General features: G+C 45.5%; 15 protein-coding genes. 8 read left to right on the top strand and 7 right to left on the bottom strand.

All coding sequences use genetic code 11. The features are described from left to right. The 5 genes from mnmE to rpmH form a co-directional block, all read right to left on the bottom strand. On the bottom strand, nt 1–1,362 hold the full coding sequence (mnmE, locus tag L5L98_RS19175) for a tRNA uridine-5-carboxymethylaminomethyl(34) synthesis GTPase MnmE (RefSeq protein ID WP_198573711.1): 1,362 nt from the start codon (nt 1,360–1,362) through the stop codon (nt 1–3). A 106-nt stretch (nt 1,363–1,468) separates the two neighbouring features. Beyond that, nucleotides 1,469–3,097 (bottom strand): membrane protein insertase YidC, encoded by a 1,629-nt coding sequence (yidC, locus tag L5L98_RS19170; RefSeq protein WP_105250801.1) that lies wholly within the window; start codon nt 3,095–3,097, stop codon nt 1,469–1,471. 3 nt (nt 3,098–3,100) lie between these two features. After that, entirely contained in the window at nt 3,101–3,355 is a 255-nt protein-coding gene (yidD, locus tag L5L98_RS19165; protein ID WP_006083829.1) for a membrane protein insertion efficiency factor YidD, read from the bottom strand. Then, nucleotides 3,322–3,678: a ribonuclease P protein component gene (gene rnpA, locus L5L98_RS19160; protein ID WP_105250802.1), complete on the bottom strand. Its 357-nt coding sequence runs from the start codon at nt 3,676–3,678 to the stop codon at nt 3,322–3,324. Before rnpA ends, yidD begins: the two co-directional genes overlap by 34 nt. Before the next feature lie 15 nt (nt 3,679–3,693). Then, nucleotides 3,694–3,831, bottom strand: a complete 138-nt coding sequence (gene rpmH / locus L5L98_RS19155) for a 50S ribosomal protein L34 (RefSeq protein ID WP_006083827.1) — start codon at nt 3,829–3,831, stop codon at nt 3,694–3,696. A 445-nt stretch (nt 3,832–4,276) separates the two neighbouring features. On the opposite strand from rpmH, the gene dnaA reads away from it, so the two are divergent. The 4 genes from dnaA (at nt 4,277) to gyrB (ending at nt 10,482) form a co-directional block, all read left to right on the top strand. Continuing rightward, complete coding sequence (gene dnaA, locus L5L98_RS19150) at nt 4,277–5,665, top strand: chromosomal replication initiator protein DnaA (RefSeq protein WP_113941415.1); 1,389 nt, start codon at nt 4,277–4,279, stop codon at nt 5,663–5,665. Nucleotides 5,666–5,684: 19 nt separating this feature from the next. Further along, complete coding sequence (dnaN, locus tag L5L98_RS19145; RefSeq protein ID WP_006083825.1) at nt 5,685–6,785, top strand: DNA polymerase III subunit beta; 1,101 nt, start codon at nt 5,685–5,687, stop codon at nt 6,783–6,785. Between the two features lie 180 nt (nt 6,786–6,965). Next, nucleotides 6,966–8,048 carry a DNA replication/repair protein RecF gene (gene recF / locus L5L98_RS19140; RefSeq protein ID WP_011845334.1) on the top strand — a complete coding sequence of 361 codons (1,083 nt, stop codon included), beginning with the start codon at nt 6,966–6,968 and terminating at the stop codon, nt 8,046–8,048. Between the two features lie 16 nt (nt 8,049–8,064). After that, a complete protein-coding gene (gene gyrB / locus L5L98_RS19135; protein WP_071939868.1) occupies nt 8,065–10,482 on the top strand; it encodes a DNA topoisomerase (ATP-hydrolyzing) subunit B in 2,418 nt (805 codons plus the stop codon). A 112-nt stretch (nt 10,483–10,594) separates the two neighbouring features. On the opposite strand, the gene L5L98_RS19130 is transcribed toward gyrB, so the two are convergent. Next, on the bottom strand, nt 10,595–11,257 hold the full coding sequence (locus L5L98_RS19130) for a glutathione S-transferase family protein (RefSeq protein ID WP_071939869.1): 663 nt from the start codon (nt 11,255–11,257) through the stop codon (nt 10,595–10,597). A gap of 240 nt (nt 11,258–11,497) precedes the next feature. On the opposite strand from L5L98_RS19130, the gene L5L98_RS19125 reads away from it, so the two are divergent. Genes L5L98_RS19125 through L5L98_RS19110 form a run of 4 tightly spaced genes read left to right on the top strand, consistent with a single transcriptional unit; the run spans nt 11,498 to nt 13,743 of the window. Then, on the top strand, nt 11,498–11,800 hold the full coding sequence (locus L5L98_RS19125; protein ID WP_263142875.1) for a c-type cytochrome: 303 nt from the start codon (nt 11,498–11,500) through the stop codon (nt 11,798–11,800). A 1-nt stretch (nt 11,801) separates the two neighbouring features. After that, nucleotides 11,802–13,028, top strand: a complete 1,227-nt coding sequence (locus tag L5L98_RS19120) for a sulfite oxidase (protein WP_263142873.1) — start codon at nt 11,802–11,804, stop codon at nt 13,026–13,028. Next, complete coding sequence (locus L5L98_RS19115) at nt 13,028–13,411, top strand: cytochrome C (RefSeq protein ID WP_263142872.1); 384 nt, start codon at nt 13,028–13,030, stop codon at nt 13,409–13,411. Before L5L98_RS19120 ends, L5L98_RS19115 begins: the two co-directional genes overlap by 1 nt. Further along, complete coding sequence (locus L5L98_RS19110) at nt 13,408–13,743, top strand: c-type cytochrome (protein ID WP_012586333.1); 336 nt, start codon at nt 13,408–13,410, stop codon at nt 13,741–13,743. The genes L5L98_RS19115 and L5L98_RS19110 overlap by 4 nt, the downstream gene beginning before the upstream one ends. 90 nt (nt 13,744–13,833) lie before the next feature. On the opposite strand, the gene L5L98_RS19105 is transcribed toward L5L98_RS19110, so the two are convergent. Continuing rightward, nucleotides 13,834–14,754 carry a biotin-dependent carboxyltransferase family protein gene (locus L5L98_RS19105; protein ID WP_006084778.1) on the bottom strand — a complete coding sequence of 307 codons (921 nt, stop codon included), beginning with the start codon at nt 14,752–14,754 and terminating at the stop codon, nt 13,834–13,836. Nucleotides 14,755–14,866 lie beyond the last annotated feature (112 nt).

Genomic DNA, 14,866 nt, shown 5'->3' with positions numbered 1-14,866 from the left:
TTATTTTCCAATACAGAAAGAGCTAAAAATTTTGCCTAAGAGATCATCTGAGGTGAAGCGGCCAGTGATTTCTGATAGTGCTAATTGGCACATGCGTAACTCTTCTGCCAGCAGTTCTCCTGCTAGATATACTTCTAATTGTTCTTTACCCAATTGCAGATGGTTTGCGGCGAGTTCAAGGGCTTCTAAGTGACGACGCCGGGCGATAAAGCCACCTTCGAGGTTACTCTGGTAGCCCATGAGTGATTTTAAATGCTGCTTTAACTGTTCAACACCTAAGCCTGTTTTCGCCGAGATCCGGTAAACACTATAACCTTGTTCCTCTGTCATCATTAAGTCTTCGCCAGTGAGATCGGCTTTATTGCGGATCACTGTCACACCTAAATTTGAGGGCAGGCGATCGACAAAGTCAGGCCAAATATCATGGGGATTAACGGCGGCTGTGGTGGTGCCATCAACCATAAATAACACCCGATCGGCACTGTTTATTTCATTCCAAGCGCGTTCTATACCAATTTGTTCAACGGTATCTGTCGTATCACGTAGACCTGCGGTATCGATAATGTGCAGTGGCATGCCATCTAAGTGGATGTGCTCGCGTAATACATCCCTTGTTGTACCGGCAATTTCGGTAACGATAGCCGATTCTTTACCGGCTAAAGCGTTTAATAAGCTGGATTTTCCGGCGTTAGGACGACCCGCGATCACGACTTTCATGCCTTCGCGGATGATAGAACCTTGTTTAGCACTGGCTTGCACTAGGTCAAGTTTGTCGATGATTTTGTAGAGTGCATTGGCAATTTTACCATCACTTAAAAAGTCGACTTCTTCATCGGGGAAATCAATCGCAGCTTCTACATATAAACGTAGGTTAGTGACTTGATCCACCAGCTCATGGACTTCCTTAGAAAATTCACCCTGGAGTGATTGCAGCGCGCTTTTAGCCGCTTGCTCACTGGTGGCATCGATAAGATCGGCAATCGCTTCGGCTTGGGTTAAGTCTAGCTTGTCGTTCATAAAGGCTTGTTCGCTGAACTCACCGGGTTTGGCTATTCGAATACCACCGACTTCCATTACACGTTTGATCAGCATGTCTAGAACGATTTGGCCGCCGTGGCCTTGAAGTTCCAATACATCTTCGCCGGTAAAGGAATTGGGTCCTTTAAAAAACAGCGCTATGCCTTGGTCGATTACTTGGCCTGTTGCACTTTTAAAGTCGCAATAATCGGCATATCTCGTTTTAGGAAGATGACCCAATACGGCCATAGCGACATCACTGGCCTTGTTGCCTGAAATTCGGATGATGCCAACGCCGCCACGTCCGGGCGCGGTGGCTTGAGCCACGATAGTGTCAGTTGTCACGGAAATACCCACCAAACTAATATCTACCAAATCATGTAAAGGAAAAGGCGGCTAATTAAGCCGCCTTTAGTATTATTTTCACTTTATGCTTTGCTAAAGGTAGGGCTTATTTTAAGCCTTTTTTCTCAAGACCTGCATAAATAATCTTCTGCTGCGTGATGGCAACTATGTTACCTACTAACCAGTACAGTACTAGACCTGATGGGAACCACAGGAAGAATACGGTAAAGATTACTGGCATCCATTGCATCATTTTCACTTGCATTGGATCCATTGTCGGCGCAATTGGTTGCATCTTCTGCATTACAAACATAGAGACGCCCATCAGCAGCGGCAGTATGTAGTAAGGATCTTGTACCGATAAATCGTGGATCCACAGCATAAATGGTGCATGACGTAATTCGAAGCTTTCTAGCAATACCCAGTATAAAGCAATGAAGATTGGCATCTGTAAAATAATAGGTAAACAGCCACCCATAGGGTTAACTTTTTCTTTCTTATACAGTTCCATCATGGCTTGACCCATCTTTTGACGGTCATCACCAAAGCGTTCTTTTAAATCTGTCAGCTTAGGTTGCAGATTACGCATCTTCGCCATTGAGGTGTACTGTGCTTTTGTCAGCGGGAACAGTAAACCACGAACGGTTAACGTGATTAGAATAATTGCCACACCCCAGTTACCGACGAATGATTGATAGAACATCAATAGCCAGTGAATAGGAACCGCTAACCACCATAAGAAACCGTAATCGACCACTAGGTTTAAGGTTTCAGAAATCGCTGACAGTGCCGCTTGATCCTTAGGACCTACATAGAACTGTGAGCTAATTTCTTGGCTGGCACCAGGTGCAATATCGTATACCGCGCCGCGGAAACCAATATTAGCTAGACCGCCAGCACTGACACTAGAAAAAATGGTGTTACTGTCAGTTGCGGGTGGCACCCAAGCTGAAACGAAATAGTGTTGTAACATGGCTGCCCAACCGCCTAAAGTGGCTTGGTTCAGGTTACTTTTGGCCATGTCGTCAAAGTTGTATTTTTCATAGCGCACATCATTCGTTGAGAACGCACCACCACGATAGGTAGGCATCATCATGCTGCTTTCAGATGGCTTGATCGTTTGTTTAATCTGACCGTACATTTGAACTTGCAGTGGTGCTGCTGAAGTGTTGTTGATTTTATAGTCAACATCTATGTTGAACTTACCGCGATGGAATACGAACACTTTAGTGTAAGTCACACCATTGTCAGCGATATAAGTTAACGGTACTTCTAAGGTATCTTGGCCTTCGGCTAAGGTATATTCAGTTGCCGTTGTGCTAAATGCGGCACGGCCTTTTGCGCTGCTATCAATACCATCGCGACCAATTAGGCCACTTTGAGCGATATAAGTGAAATCATTCGTTTGCTCAAGCAATACGAATGGTTGATCTTTCTCTAGTTCTTTTTTGTGCGAAACTAACGCAGCAAAAACGATGTCACCACCCACTGGATTGATCTGAATGTCTAACTGATCTGTTTTTACCGTAATCAGTTTGCTGTTTGCAGTAACTGCTGCAGCAGGAACACCTGTATCAGCTTCTGGAACATCGGCACTGTGCGAGCTTGCCGCGTTCGCCACTAAGGACGATTCGGTTGCAACGGGTTTAGGAGCTTTGTCTGCTTGCCACTGTTGCCACAGCAAAAAGCTGACAAACAGTAGTCCTATGAGCAATATATTGCGTTGAGATTCCATAGCCTATTTATTACACCTATCATTTTTAGGGGGGACGGGATCACTACCGCCGGGATGTAAAGGGTGACATTTTAATATGCGTTTCAATGCAAACCAACAACCTTTCGCGGTTCCATGCACTTTTATTGCTTCAATAGCGTAGTGAGAGCAGGTGGGATTGAAACGGCATCGAGGGCCCAGTATAGGGCTTATGAATACTTGATAGCCACGAATTAACGTGGTCGCTAGCCATTGTAGCGGCGACTGAGTTTGCGCCATAGCTTTTCTATCAATTTGTTGATTTCAGCGTTTTCCATTTCCATCACGCCATTTCTGACAAGCACAACAATATCAAGATGAGGAATGTCGTGTTGATTTAAGCGAAAACTATCTCTGATCACGCGCTTAATACGGTTACGTTGATTGGCGCGTTTTACATAGCGTTTAGCAACAGTAAGGCCCATACGCGGATGTTGTTCCGTGTTAGGAATAGCGAGCAAGGTAATTTCAGCAGAAGATGCTTTGATGGGATTGGAAAATACAGATTTAAATTGCGCGGGAGTTAACAAACGTAACTCCCGCGAAAAGGTATAGCTAGTCAACTAGTTACCCACTTATTAAGCAGATAAACGAGCGCGACCTTTCGCACGACGACGTGCAAGCACCTTACGGCCGCCTACAGTAGCCATACGAGCGCGGAAGCCGTGAGAACGCTTGCGCTTCAGGTTGCTAGGTTGAAAAGTACGTTTACTCATGATGGCAATCCGTCTTTGTTATTAGTGAACATATCCTTATCTCTAGGATAGAGGTAAGGGCAAAAAAGAGGCCGAATTGTAATCACAATACTTAGTCACGTCAACAACGAAAGTAAGTAAGTGCTTTATTTCTGCCAGCGTATCCTTAGATCAATCCCCAGAATACACCATAAGATGTGGATAACTCTGTGCACGGACACTACATGTAGTAGTGCAGGGGATCTTCGAGCCGATCGAAGGGGCGCCATTATAGATCAATGTGGATCGCTTAATAAAGCAGGATTTGCGGTTAGTGCTGAATAAAAGGATCGTTTTGGATCTTTGATGATCGAGGATATCCACATAGAATGATCTCGCTGGGGATAAATATTTTTTAAGGATAGCGATCCTTGAGATCTCGCTATAGAATACACCTCTTTTTTGATGATCTTTTGGGGATAACTAAGTGGCTGTTTCACTTTGGCAACAATGTATCGGACGACTGCAAGATGAGCTTTCTGCTCAGCAGTTCAGTATGTGGATCAGACCGTTACAAGCCGAAATGGATGGAGATACTCTGGTGCTTTATGCGCCCAACCGCTTCGTGCTTGATTGGGTCAGAGATAAGTACATCAATATCATTAATCAGTTCTTTACTGAGCAAATGGGTAGCGACGCGCCTAAATTGCGTTTCGATATCGGTAGTCGTCCTTCGGCGAAAAAGCCAAGTGTACCGGCACCGATTGCGCCAACTCGAGCACCCAATACCCAAACGAAAGCGACGGTAGGCACGACGTTTAATGTCCAAGCCGAGCCTATGGCGAACGCGAATCACCGCAGTAACATCAATCCTAGCTACCAGTTTGATAACTTCGTAGAAGGTAAGTCTAACCAATTAGGTAAGGCTGCGGCGTTACAAGTGGCTGAAAATCCGGGTGGTGCTTATAATCCACTATTTTTATATGGCGGAACAGGTCTAGGTAAGACTCACTTGTTGCACGCTGTAGGTAATGGGATCATTAAAAATAATCCGAATGCCAAAGTGGTTTACATGCATTCCGAGCGTTTTGTTCAGGACATGGTTAAAGCGCTGCAAAACAACGCGATCGAAGAATTTAAACGTTATTACCGTAGCGTCGATGCCTTGTTTATCGATGATATTCAATTTTTTGCCAATAAAGACAGATCCCAAGAAGAATTCTTCCATACCTTCAATGCGTTGCTTGAAGGGAATCACCAAATTATTTTGACTTCAGATCGTTATCCAAAAGAGATCGACGGTGTTGAAGACAGATTGAAATCGCGTTTCGGTTGGGGTTTAACTGTGGCGATTGAGCCACCAGAGTTAGAAACCCGCGTGGCGATTTTGATGCGTAAAGCTCAAGAGAGCGGCATTAATTTACCCGATGAAGTGGCTTTCTTTATTGCTAAGCGTTTACGCTCAAACGTGCGTGAGCTAGAAGGGGCGTTAAACCGCGTTATCGCCAACGCAAACTTCACGGGTCGGCCAATTACCATTGATTTTGTTCGTGAAGCCTTACGTGACCTCTTGGCACTTCAAGAAAAATTAGTCACTATAGACAATATTCAGAAAACCGTAGCTGAATACTACAAGATCAAGATGGCTGATATGTTGTCTAAGCGTCGTTCACGCAGTGTCGCGCGCCCAAGGCAAGTGGCAATGGCGTTATCCAAAGAATTAACTAACCAAAGCTTGCCGGAAATTGGTGATGCTTTTGGTGGTCGAGATCACACCACAGTGTTGCATGCCTGTCGTAAGATTGCTCAGCTACGGGAAGAGAGCCACGACATTAAAGAAGATTATGCTAATTTGATTAGAACCTTATCTTCTTAAAACAAGGAATTTGGACACTATGAAATTCTCAATTGATAGGGATGCCCTATTAAAGCCGTTGCAATTGGTGTGTGGTGCGGTAGAAAGACGCCATAATTTGCCCATTTTGTCTAACCTCCTTGTAGAAGTAAGTGGTCACTCACTTAAGCTGACCGGAACAGATTTAGAAGTCGAACTCGTGGGCCAAGTTGTGGTTCACGGTGATATCGAAGAAGGTCGTACTACGGTTCCGGCTAAAAAGCTGCTCGATATTGTTAAGTCTTTGCCAGAACAAAGCGAACTGAAAGTCGAACAACAAGATAATAAATGGTTGCTGCGTTCAGGCCGTAGCCGTTTTTCCTTAGCGACGTTGCCCGCAGAAGAATATCCCAACGTTGAAGCCTTCCAAGCTGAGATTGAATTTAGCTTGAAGCAGGGCGTATTGAAGTCGATTATCGACTCAACGCAATTTTCTATGGCTAACCAAGATGTGCGTTATTACCTCAACGGTTTATTGTTTGAAACTGAAGGTAATGTGTTGCGCGCTATTGCGACCGACGGCCACCGTTTAGCCTTAAGTCACCGTACGATTGAAGCACAATTACCTGAAAAACAAGTCATTGTTCCACGCAAAGGCGTAATGGAAATGGCGCGTTTATTGGAGTCGGATGATCTTGATATCGCGATTGCCATTGGTGATAATGCCATTCGTGCCACTACGGCTAACACTGTATTTACCAGCAAATTAGTCGATGGCCGCTTCCCTGATTATCGCCGTGTATTGCCAAAGGGCGGTGATAAAATAGTGATTGCGAGTCGTAATCACCTGAAGCAAGCGCTGACCCGCGCATCGATTTTATCGAACGAAAAATTCCGTGGTGTGCGTATTCAACTCGAAAATGGTCTGCTCAAGATCACCGCTAACAATCCTGAACAGGAAGAAGCGGAAGAGATCATCGATGTGGAATACAACAACCAAGCCTTAGAAATTGGTTTTAACGTCAGTTATTTACTCGACGTGCTCAACAACCTTAAGTCCGATGATGTGCGTATCACGCTCATTGATGGTAACTCCAGCGCCCTAATCGAAAACCATTTGGAAGAAGATTCCATGTATGTGGTTATGCCGATGCGCTTATAAACTATCGATTTTTACCTTACCCGTGTTTGTACCTCTGTCTTCGATGTCTATGCCGCTTAACGGCGGCATAGTGTTTAATACGCAGCATTGGCCATTCCTTCACTCATTTACCGATAGCCTTAGCCTGTTAAGTGTTATGAATCCTTGCCTTCGCCGTTTACGCGGCTTAATGAGTAATGCATGAGCCTGACCCGTCTTAATATCGAAGCGTTTCGCAACATTCAGTCCGCACAGTTAATCCCTGCACCTGGGATTAACTTGATTTATGGCCAAAATGGCAGCGGCAAAACCAGTATTCTTGAGGCGATTTATTTCCTCGGTATGGGACGTTCGTTTCGCAGCCATTTATCCCAACGAGTGATTAATAACGATGACGATAAGTTAACACTCTTTGCGACCTTAAATTTAGCGCGCGGTGACAGCAAAATCGGTTTGCGCCGATTTCGTAGTGGTGAGACTGAAGTGAGAATCGACGGCGAAAAAGTCAAACGTCTGTCGACATTAGCCGAAACCTTACCTATTCAAGTGATCACGCCTGAAAGCTTTTCTTTACTGTTTGAAGGTCCAAAATCCCGCCGACAATTTATCGATTGGGGCGCATTTCATGCTGACCCACAGTTTTATGGCGCTTGGACGAATGTTCGCCGCGTTCTTAAACAAAGAAATCAATTACTTAGAAATGGCTCAGCCTACAGTAATATTCAATTTTGGGACCAAGAGTTTGTGCGTTATGCCGAGCAGGTTACAGAAATACGAAACCATTATGTAGACTCGTTAAATGAGCTACTTAAGGGTATAATCGGGGAGTTTTTACCGAGTGTAGATGTGAAGGTTTCATTTACGCGCGGCTGGGATAGTAAAACGGATTTTGCAGAACTACTCGAAAACCAATATTCCAGAGATTTGGCCACAGGTCATACCGTCAGCGGTCCCCATAAAGCTGACCTTAGACTTCGTGTAGGCACTTTGCCGGCGCAGGATGCCCTGTCCCGTGGTCAATTAAAATTATTAGTCTGTGCACTGCGTATTGCACAGGGAAAGTTGCTCAAACAACAAATAGATAAACACAGTATTTATCTTGTGGATGATCTTCCGTCCGAGTTGGATGCACAGCATAGGCAGCTATTGCTTAAGCAGTTAACGGATACCGGAGCACAAGTTTTTGTGACCGCCATCGATCCTGCTGCAATAGTCGATTCGTTACACACGCCTCCCAGTAGGATGTTTCATGTGGAACAGGGACGTGTAACGGTAATTGAATAACCATTGAGAGAATAATATGTCAGAGAATAGTTACGATTCTTCGAGTATTAAGGTCCTTAAGGGCCTTGATGCAGTACGTAAGAGACCTGGGATGTATATTGGTGACACCGACGACGGTACGGGTCTACATCATATGGTGTTCGAAGTAGTCGATAACTCTATCGATGAAGCCTTAGCCGGCCACTGCAGCGATATTACCATTACTATCCATGTCGATGGTTCGGTTTCTGTTAAGGATGACGGCCGTGGTATTCCGGTCTCTATCCATGAGGAAGAAGGCGTATCGGCAGCAGAAGTTATCATGACGGTATTGCATGCCGGCGGTAAGTTCGACGATAACTCCTATAAAGTGTCTGGCGGTCTCCACGGTGTGGGTGTATCGGTTGTAAACGCTTTATCTAAAAAGCTGCAAATGACTATTCGTCGTGCAGGCAAAGTGTACGAGCAGTTTTATACTCACGGTGTGCCTGATGCGCCAATCAAAGAGATTGGTGATGCGACTAAAACCGGTACCGAAATCCGTTTTTGGCCAAGTGAAGATACCTTTAGCGATGTTGAGTTTCACTTTGAAATTCTGGCAAAACGCGTGCGCGAACTGTCATTCCTTAACTCAGGCGTAGGTATTCGTCTGGTTGATGAACGTGACAACAAGAATGAATTCTTTAAATACGAAGGCGGTATTAGCGCGTTCGTAGATTATTTGAACCGTAATAAAACCCCCGTCAACAAAGACGTATTCCACTTTATGCAAGAGCGTGAAGATGGCATTACCGTTGAAGTGGCTATGCAGTGGAATGACGGTTATCAAGAAAATATTTTCTGTTTTACCAACAACATTCCACAGCGTGATGGTGGTACTCACTTAGTCGGTTTCCGTAGTGCGTTGACACGTAACCTCAACAGCTACATGGAAAACGAAGGCTATAACAAGAAAGGCAAAACTAGCGCGACTGGCGACGATGCCCGTGAAGGTTTGACTGCCGTTATCTCTGTTAAAGTGCCTGATCCTAAGTTCAGCTCGCAAACCAAAGATAAACTGGTTTCTAGTGAAGTGAAAACCGCGGTTGAACAAACCATGGGTGAGAAGCTGAACGATTATCTGCTGGAAAACCCAGCCGATGCGAAGTTGATTGTCGGTAAGATTGTCGATGCAGCCCGTGCCCGTGAAGCGGCGCGTAAAGCCCGTGAAATGACCCGTCGTAAAGGCGCACTCGATTTAGGTGGTTTGCCAGGTAAGCTGGCCGATTGCCAAGAAAAAGATCCTGGTCTTTCAGAAATTTACATAGTGGAAGGTGACTCTGCTGGCGGTAGCGCTAAGCAGGGACGTAACCGTAAGAACCAAGCGATTCTGCCATTGAAAGGTAAAATTCTAAACGTTGAGAAAGCCCGCTTCGATAAGATGTTGTCTTCTCAAGAAGTGGCCACACTGATCACGGCGCTTGGCTGTGGTATTGGTCGCGACGAATATAACCCAGATAAAACTCGTTATCACAACATCATCATCATGACGGATGCTGACGTCGACGGCTCGCACATTCGTACCTTGCTGTTGACCTTCTTCTTCCGTCAAATGCCTGAATTGATTGAACGTGGTTATGTGTATATTGCTCAGCCACCACTATTTAAAGTGAAAAAGGGCAAGCAAGAACAGTATTTGAAAGACGAGCCAGCATTGACTCAATATCTCACGACTCAAGCATTGGATGGCACTGTTGTGTACCCAACGCAAGGTGCGATTGGTATGTCAGGTGAGCCGTTAGAGCGTTTAGTGACTCAGTATCGTGAAGTGGAAGCCATTGTTGCCCGTTTAGAGCAACGTTATCCGACACACATTACTAACCGTATGCTTTACCATCCAATGATCACCAACGATATGTTGGCCGATGAAGGCAAGATGAAAGAGTGGATCGATGCCTTTATCCATGAGCTGGTGGAAATGGAAAGCAGCGGCGTACTGTATTCTGCTGAGCCGATTCTCGATCCTGAGCGTAAAGTGTATCTGCCTAAGATCACCATTCGTAAACACGGTATCGATACTAACTATCTGTTTACTTATGACTTCTTCCAATCAAGCGATTATCAACGTATCGGTAAGTTAGGTGCGGCCTTGGATGGCATGATTGAAGAAGGCGGCTATGTACAACGCGGCGAACGTGTTAAAGAAGTCGGTAGCTTCCTTGAAGCGCTAGATTGGACGATTTCTGAAGCCAAACGCGGCTTATACATTCAACGTTATAAAGGATTGGGTGAGATGAACCCTGAGCAATTGTGGGAAACTACAATGGATCCTGAATCACGCCGTATGTTGCAAGTCACGATTGATGACGCCGTGGGTGCCGATCAGTTGTTCACTTGTTTGATGGGTGATCAAGTTGAACCTCGTCGTGAGTTCATCGAAGCGAACGCATTGAACGTGGCTAACTTAGACGTATAGTGCTAGATGTATAATATTAGACGTGTAATGCGCGTTAAGTGACTCGCATTAGTATGTGAATGATTAAGGGAAAGCCAAGGCTTTCCCTTTTTATCTCTATGATTTATCTCTTCTATCGATCAATACCCGCTTCATCCGCTGCAACAATTTCAGTCTCAGCTTTAGCCGCACTCATCCACGCCTGCATTTCCGGACAGCTGATCACATGCTGCATATAGGCACTGCTTGCCTGCGAGACTTCAACACCGTAGGTGAGAAAGCGCATGACCACAGGCGCAAACATCATGTCGGCAATCGACCATTGGCCAAATAACCAAGTACCTTCAGCATGTGATGGGGCAAACTCGGCCATTTGTGCTGACCAAATTGCATCGATGCGCTCAATGTCTTTGCGGACCGCATCAGTGAGCTCAACATAACGGCTCGCGCGTATGTTCATTGGTAGAGCGTTACGCACGGCATTAAAGCCAGAATGCATTTCACTGGCAATCGATCTGGCTTTGGCTTTTTGTTTAGGATCTTGCGGCCATGCACTACCGGCAAGATAGGTGTCGTTGAGGTATTCGCAAATCGAGAGTGAATCCCATACCGTGATATCGCCATCGACTAATGTCGGTACTTTTAACGTCGGCGAAATGGCTTTGAGTTGCTGATAAAAGCTGTCGGTATCGAGTTGCAGTAATACTTCGTTGAACTGCACGCCAGATTTCGCGGCCATTAACCAAGCCCGCAGTGACCAGCTAGAGTAGTTTTTATTGCCAATATAAAGATCCATTGTTTGTCCTTGAGTGAAATGCCGAGTGTTTCTGCAAAGCTACTATATGGACTCATTTCACCTATGACTAATGAATATTTTACCCTTTCTACATCCGCTAATACGCGTCATTTCTCTTGAGCTTATGAGTCACTTTTATTGAATTTAAACCACTAACCGCATTGGGATAATTTAAGCATATCTTAATTACTTCGTTCGATGGAACTCGTCGGGATGAAGACTAACTGATGAGAACAGTGGATGTGGCTGCGAGTGATCTATCCGGCGAGCGTGCTGATATTAATGTTACCAGCTGTGGTAAACGCCGATGAGGCTAATAAGTTATTGAACATGTGTAAGGCCTGCCATGGCGAGTCTGGCATGAGTCGTTTTGAGCATATTCCTAATATTGGATGGCAAAACTCGGATTACCTGTTGAAGCAGCTTCGAGCCTTTAAGACGGGAAATCGCCAAGATCCCACTATGACTAAAGTCGCCCTATTGTTGAGCGAGGCTGATATGCAGCAGATGGCGGATTACTTTTACCTCGTAAAGGACAAATAACATGGATCTTAATCGTCGGATTTTTATTAAAGGAGCGGTAGCGACGTCTGTGTTATCAGCTTTACCCGTTAAGTGGGTATTTGCCGATCAGCTTCCCGCAGCCGTTACTCCTCTGGATATATCAGCATTAACTTGGACTAAAGCTGAGGACTTGCCGCGTTATTTCAAAGTGTTAAACACTCATCCACTGAATGCGTTTCCGCCGGAGCATAAACTTGCTCCTGCTGTGACGCCAGCAGATGCCTCATTTATCCGCTGGAATGGCATAGTGCCTGATTTTAAGGCGCTGGATGCTAAGACTTGGACTTTTAAAGTGGATGGCGAGTCCGTTGCTACCCCGAAAACCTACACAATCGATGAGCTCAAGCGCCGCTTTAAGCATTACACATTACAGTTACTGATTGAATGTGGTGGCAATAGCCGTTCAGGCTTCTTTCCTAGCACTAAAGGCAATCAATGGAATAATGCTGGGGTATTTTGCTCCGAGTGGACGGGTGTGTTAGTGAGTGACGTGCTTAAGGATTGCGGTATTAAAGCTGATGCTATTTATACGGGTCATCACGGTGTTGATCGGCATTTGAGCGGTAAAGGTGAGGCGATTTCACGCGGTGTGCCAATAAAGGCGGCGCTCGAAGAGCTTGGACTCATTGCATGGTCGATGAACGGTGAGGACATTCCGTATCTACATGGATATCCCTTACGTATTGTGTTTGGTGGCCGGCCAGGATCCGTTTCGCAAAAAGCCGCTACGGGGATCAGTGTGCGCAATAAAGTGCATGATGGACATAAAATGCAAGCGCCAGCATATCAACTCCCTAAGTATCCAATAGCGCCAGGTGAGTCCGTTGACAATAAGGACTACCGAATCATTGAAGAAATGATAGTGAAGTCCTTGATTACCGAGCCTCAATCCGGAACCGAATTAGCTGTGGGTCAGAAGATAGCCATCGCAGGCCATGCTTGGGCGGGATTGCGGGAAGTCGTTAAAGTGGAAGTGAGTTATGACTATGGAACCCGCTGGTTTACCGCTGAGTTAGAAAAACCTAAAAACGTAGCGGCATGGCAGCAGTGGAAGATTGAATTGCAATTACCGTCGCAGGGATATTATGAAATCTGGGCCAAAGCGACCGATAGTGAAGGTGATAGTCAGCCTGTCGTACAACCGCAATGGAATCCTAAGGGATATATGTTTAATGGTTGCCATCGTATTGCCGTTAGAGTGGTGTAATGAGAGTACTGAACAAGCTATTTATTATTCTTGGGCTAGTGGCATCCAGTATTTCGCTAGCCGCTGAGTATCCAGTGGACCCTAAATCGGGTTTGATCATGGCTCCTGGCTGGGAGTTAGTGAATTATCAGTGTAATGCTTGCCATACCAGCATGATAGTCGTGCAAAATCATGGCGATAAAGCCTTTTGGAAAGAGACTCTGCAGTGGATGGTTGACACTCAAGGCCTGTGGGACTTGTCGGATACTTGGGAGCCAACCTTGAGTTATCTAAGCACTTATTATGGCCAAGTTGAAATGGATATGACGCTTTTTAGGCGTCTTCCCTTAGAACCTAGCCTGCAGCCTGCGCTAGTTAAACCTTTCCCTAAGGAGCCAAAATGAAAGCAATTATCATAAGTTTGATTGCGCTATGTGGCTTATCCACAGAGGTCTTTGGAGAGGTTTATCAAGCAGATATAGAGCAAGGTCAGGCATTGGCTACGGCACAGTGTGAGTCATGCCATGGCAATGCGGTGATCGCTATGGCCAAGCAATTCCCAAACTTAAAGGGACAGAAATTAGCTTATCTCAATAAACAGCTTGTCGATTTTAAAGCAGGTTTACGACTCGATCCTTTGATGCAAGCACAGGTCAGCGCGTTAAGCTCTGAGCAATTGCAAGATGTGGCACTATTTTATAGCCAGCAAGTTACACCGAACCTAAGTGCGAATTAGCGTTATTGTGGGGACTATTTGAATGAAGTCGAATGTAGGTTGCTAGGAATGCGGGGTGATGTTTCTTGGCCGCGATGATTAAGCGGCCTGTTAACCTAGACTGCGTTGTAAGCGATAGAAGTAGTCATGCCATTCTGCTTGCGCCGTTGCGGCTTGTTCATCGTCGACTAATTCGAATTTAACTGTTTGCCCTGGGCGAGTTTGGGCAAGCTTCCAAAGATCGGCTTCAATAATCACGGCTATTTGCGGATGACTGCTGGTGGTCTGCGCATCGGCAAGTAACACGAGTGGTTGCCCTGAAGCGGAGACTTGAACCACTCCGGGCGTGACTGTGTGTGATTGCACAGGGAATGGCTTCGCCAATGTTAACGTATCACCTTTGAGTATTGCACTCGCACGATCACTTTCAGCTGAAAGTTGCCACTGTGTTTGCCAGAATGTTTGCTGAGATTTCAACGAGAAGGCTTGAGTGTGCTTGGTCGCGAGTGCGCGAATATGCCCATCCCAACTTTTTTGAATTGCGCCAACTTGCCTTCTTAGTGGATGAGCTGAACCTAAGGTCAGGCGATCGCCCGCTTCTAATGCGCGGCCATGAAATCCACCGATACCTGAGGTTAAATCGGTAGCGGCAGAATTCATCACTAGCGGTACTTTAACGCCGCCATCAACGGCAATATAAGCACGCATGCCTTTATTTCCCCCTCTAAGACTGAGTTTTTGCCCTGCCTTAATGGAGTAACGCCAGCCGCAAACTATGGGCTTATTGTCTATACGAGCATCGAAATCGGCACCGGTTAAGGCAATCCAAGCGTCGCGTTTAAACAAAAAAATCGATTGGCCGAAGGTTAATTCCAATACGGGTGTATTGTCTGGGTTTGATAATAGGCGGTTTGCTAAACACAGGGCAGGCCTATCTAAGGCGCCAGCTTGGGTTACACCTAAATGTCGGTATCCCATGCGTCCGAGATCTTGAACTGTGGTTAGTGCACCCGCTTTTATTACCTCGATCATCAAATATTCCGTCGTTAGCTGGCGAGTATGTCGTGAATGACTTAAAGGGAGACGAAATACGTATCACTTTATGAAGGGTGGACATATTGTCAGCTAAATGCTGCCAGAATGT

It is taken from the genome of Shewanella sp. SM23, assembly GCF_025654295.1.
Taxonomy (GTDB): Bacteria; Pseudomonadota; Gammaproteobacteria; order Enterobacterales; family Shewanellaceae; genus Shewanella; species Shewanella oncorhynchi.
This window is presented reverse-complemented; position numbering and strand designations above follow the sequence as displayed.

Excerpts from the sequence above, each read along its gene's own strand:
- L5L98_RS19120 (WP_263142873.1), top strand. The coding sequence starts at position 11,802 with ATGGATCTTAATCGTCGGATTTTTATTAAAGGAGCGGTAGCGACGTCT.
- recF (WP_011845334.1), top strand. The coding sequence starts at position 6,966 with ATGAGCCTGACCCGTCTTAATATCGAAGCGTTTCGCAACATTCAGTCC.
- L5L98_RS19110 (WP_012586333.1), top strand. The coding sequence starts at position 13,408 with ATGAAAGCAATTATCATAAGTTTGATTGCGCTATGTGGCTTATCCACA.
- L5L98_RS19115 (WP_263142872.1), top strand. The coding sequence starts at position 13,028 with ATGAGAGTACTGAACAAGCTATTTATTATTCTTGGGCTAGTGGCATCC.
- L5L98_RS19130 (WP_071939869.1), bottom strand. The coding sequence starts at position 11,257 with ATGGATCTTTATATTGGCAATAAAAACTACTCTAGCTGGTCACTGCGG.
- rpmH (WP_006083827.1), bottom strand. The coding sequence starts at position 3,831 with ATGAGTAAACGTACTTTTCAACCTAGCAACCTGAAGCGCAAGCGTTCT.
- L5L98_RS19125 (WP_263142875.1), top strand. The coding sequence starts at position 11,498 with ATGTGGCTGCGAGTGATCTATCCGGCGAGCGTGCTGATATTAATGTTA.
- yidC (WP_105250801.1), bottom strand. The coding sequence starts at position 3,097 with ATGGAATCTCAACGCAATATATTGCTCATAGGACTACTGTTTGTCAGC.
- gyrB (WP_071939868.1), top strand. The coding sequence starts at position 8,065 with ATGTCAGAGAATAGTTACGATTCTTCGAGTATTAAGGTCCTTAAGGGC.
- dnaN (WP_006083825.1), top strand. The coding sequence starts at position 5,685 with ATGAAATTCTCAATTGATAGGGATGCCCTATTAAAGCCGTTGCAATTG.
- L5L98_RS19105 (WP_006084778.1), bottom strand. The coding sequence starts at position 14,754 with ATGATCGAGGTAATAAAAGCGGGTGCACTAACCACAGTTCAAGATCTC.
- yidD (WP_006083829.1), bottom strand. The coding sequence starts at position 3,355 with ATGGCGCAAACTCAGTCGCCGCTACAATGGCTAGCGACCACGTTAATT.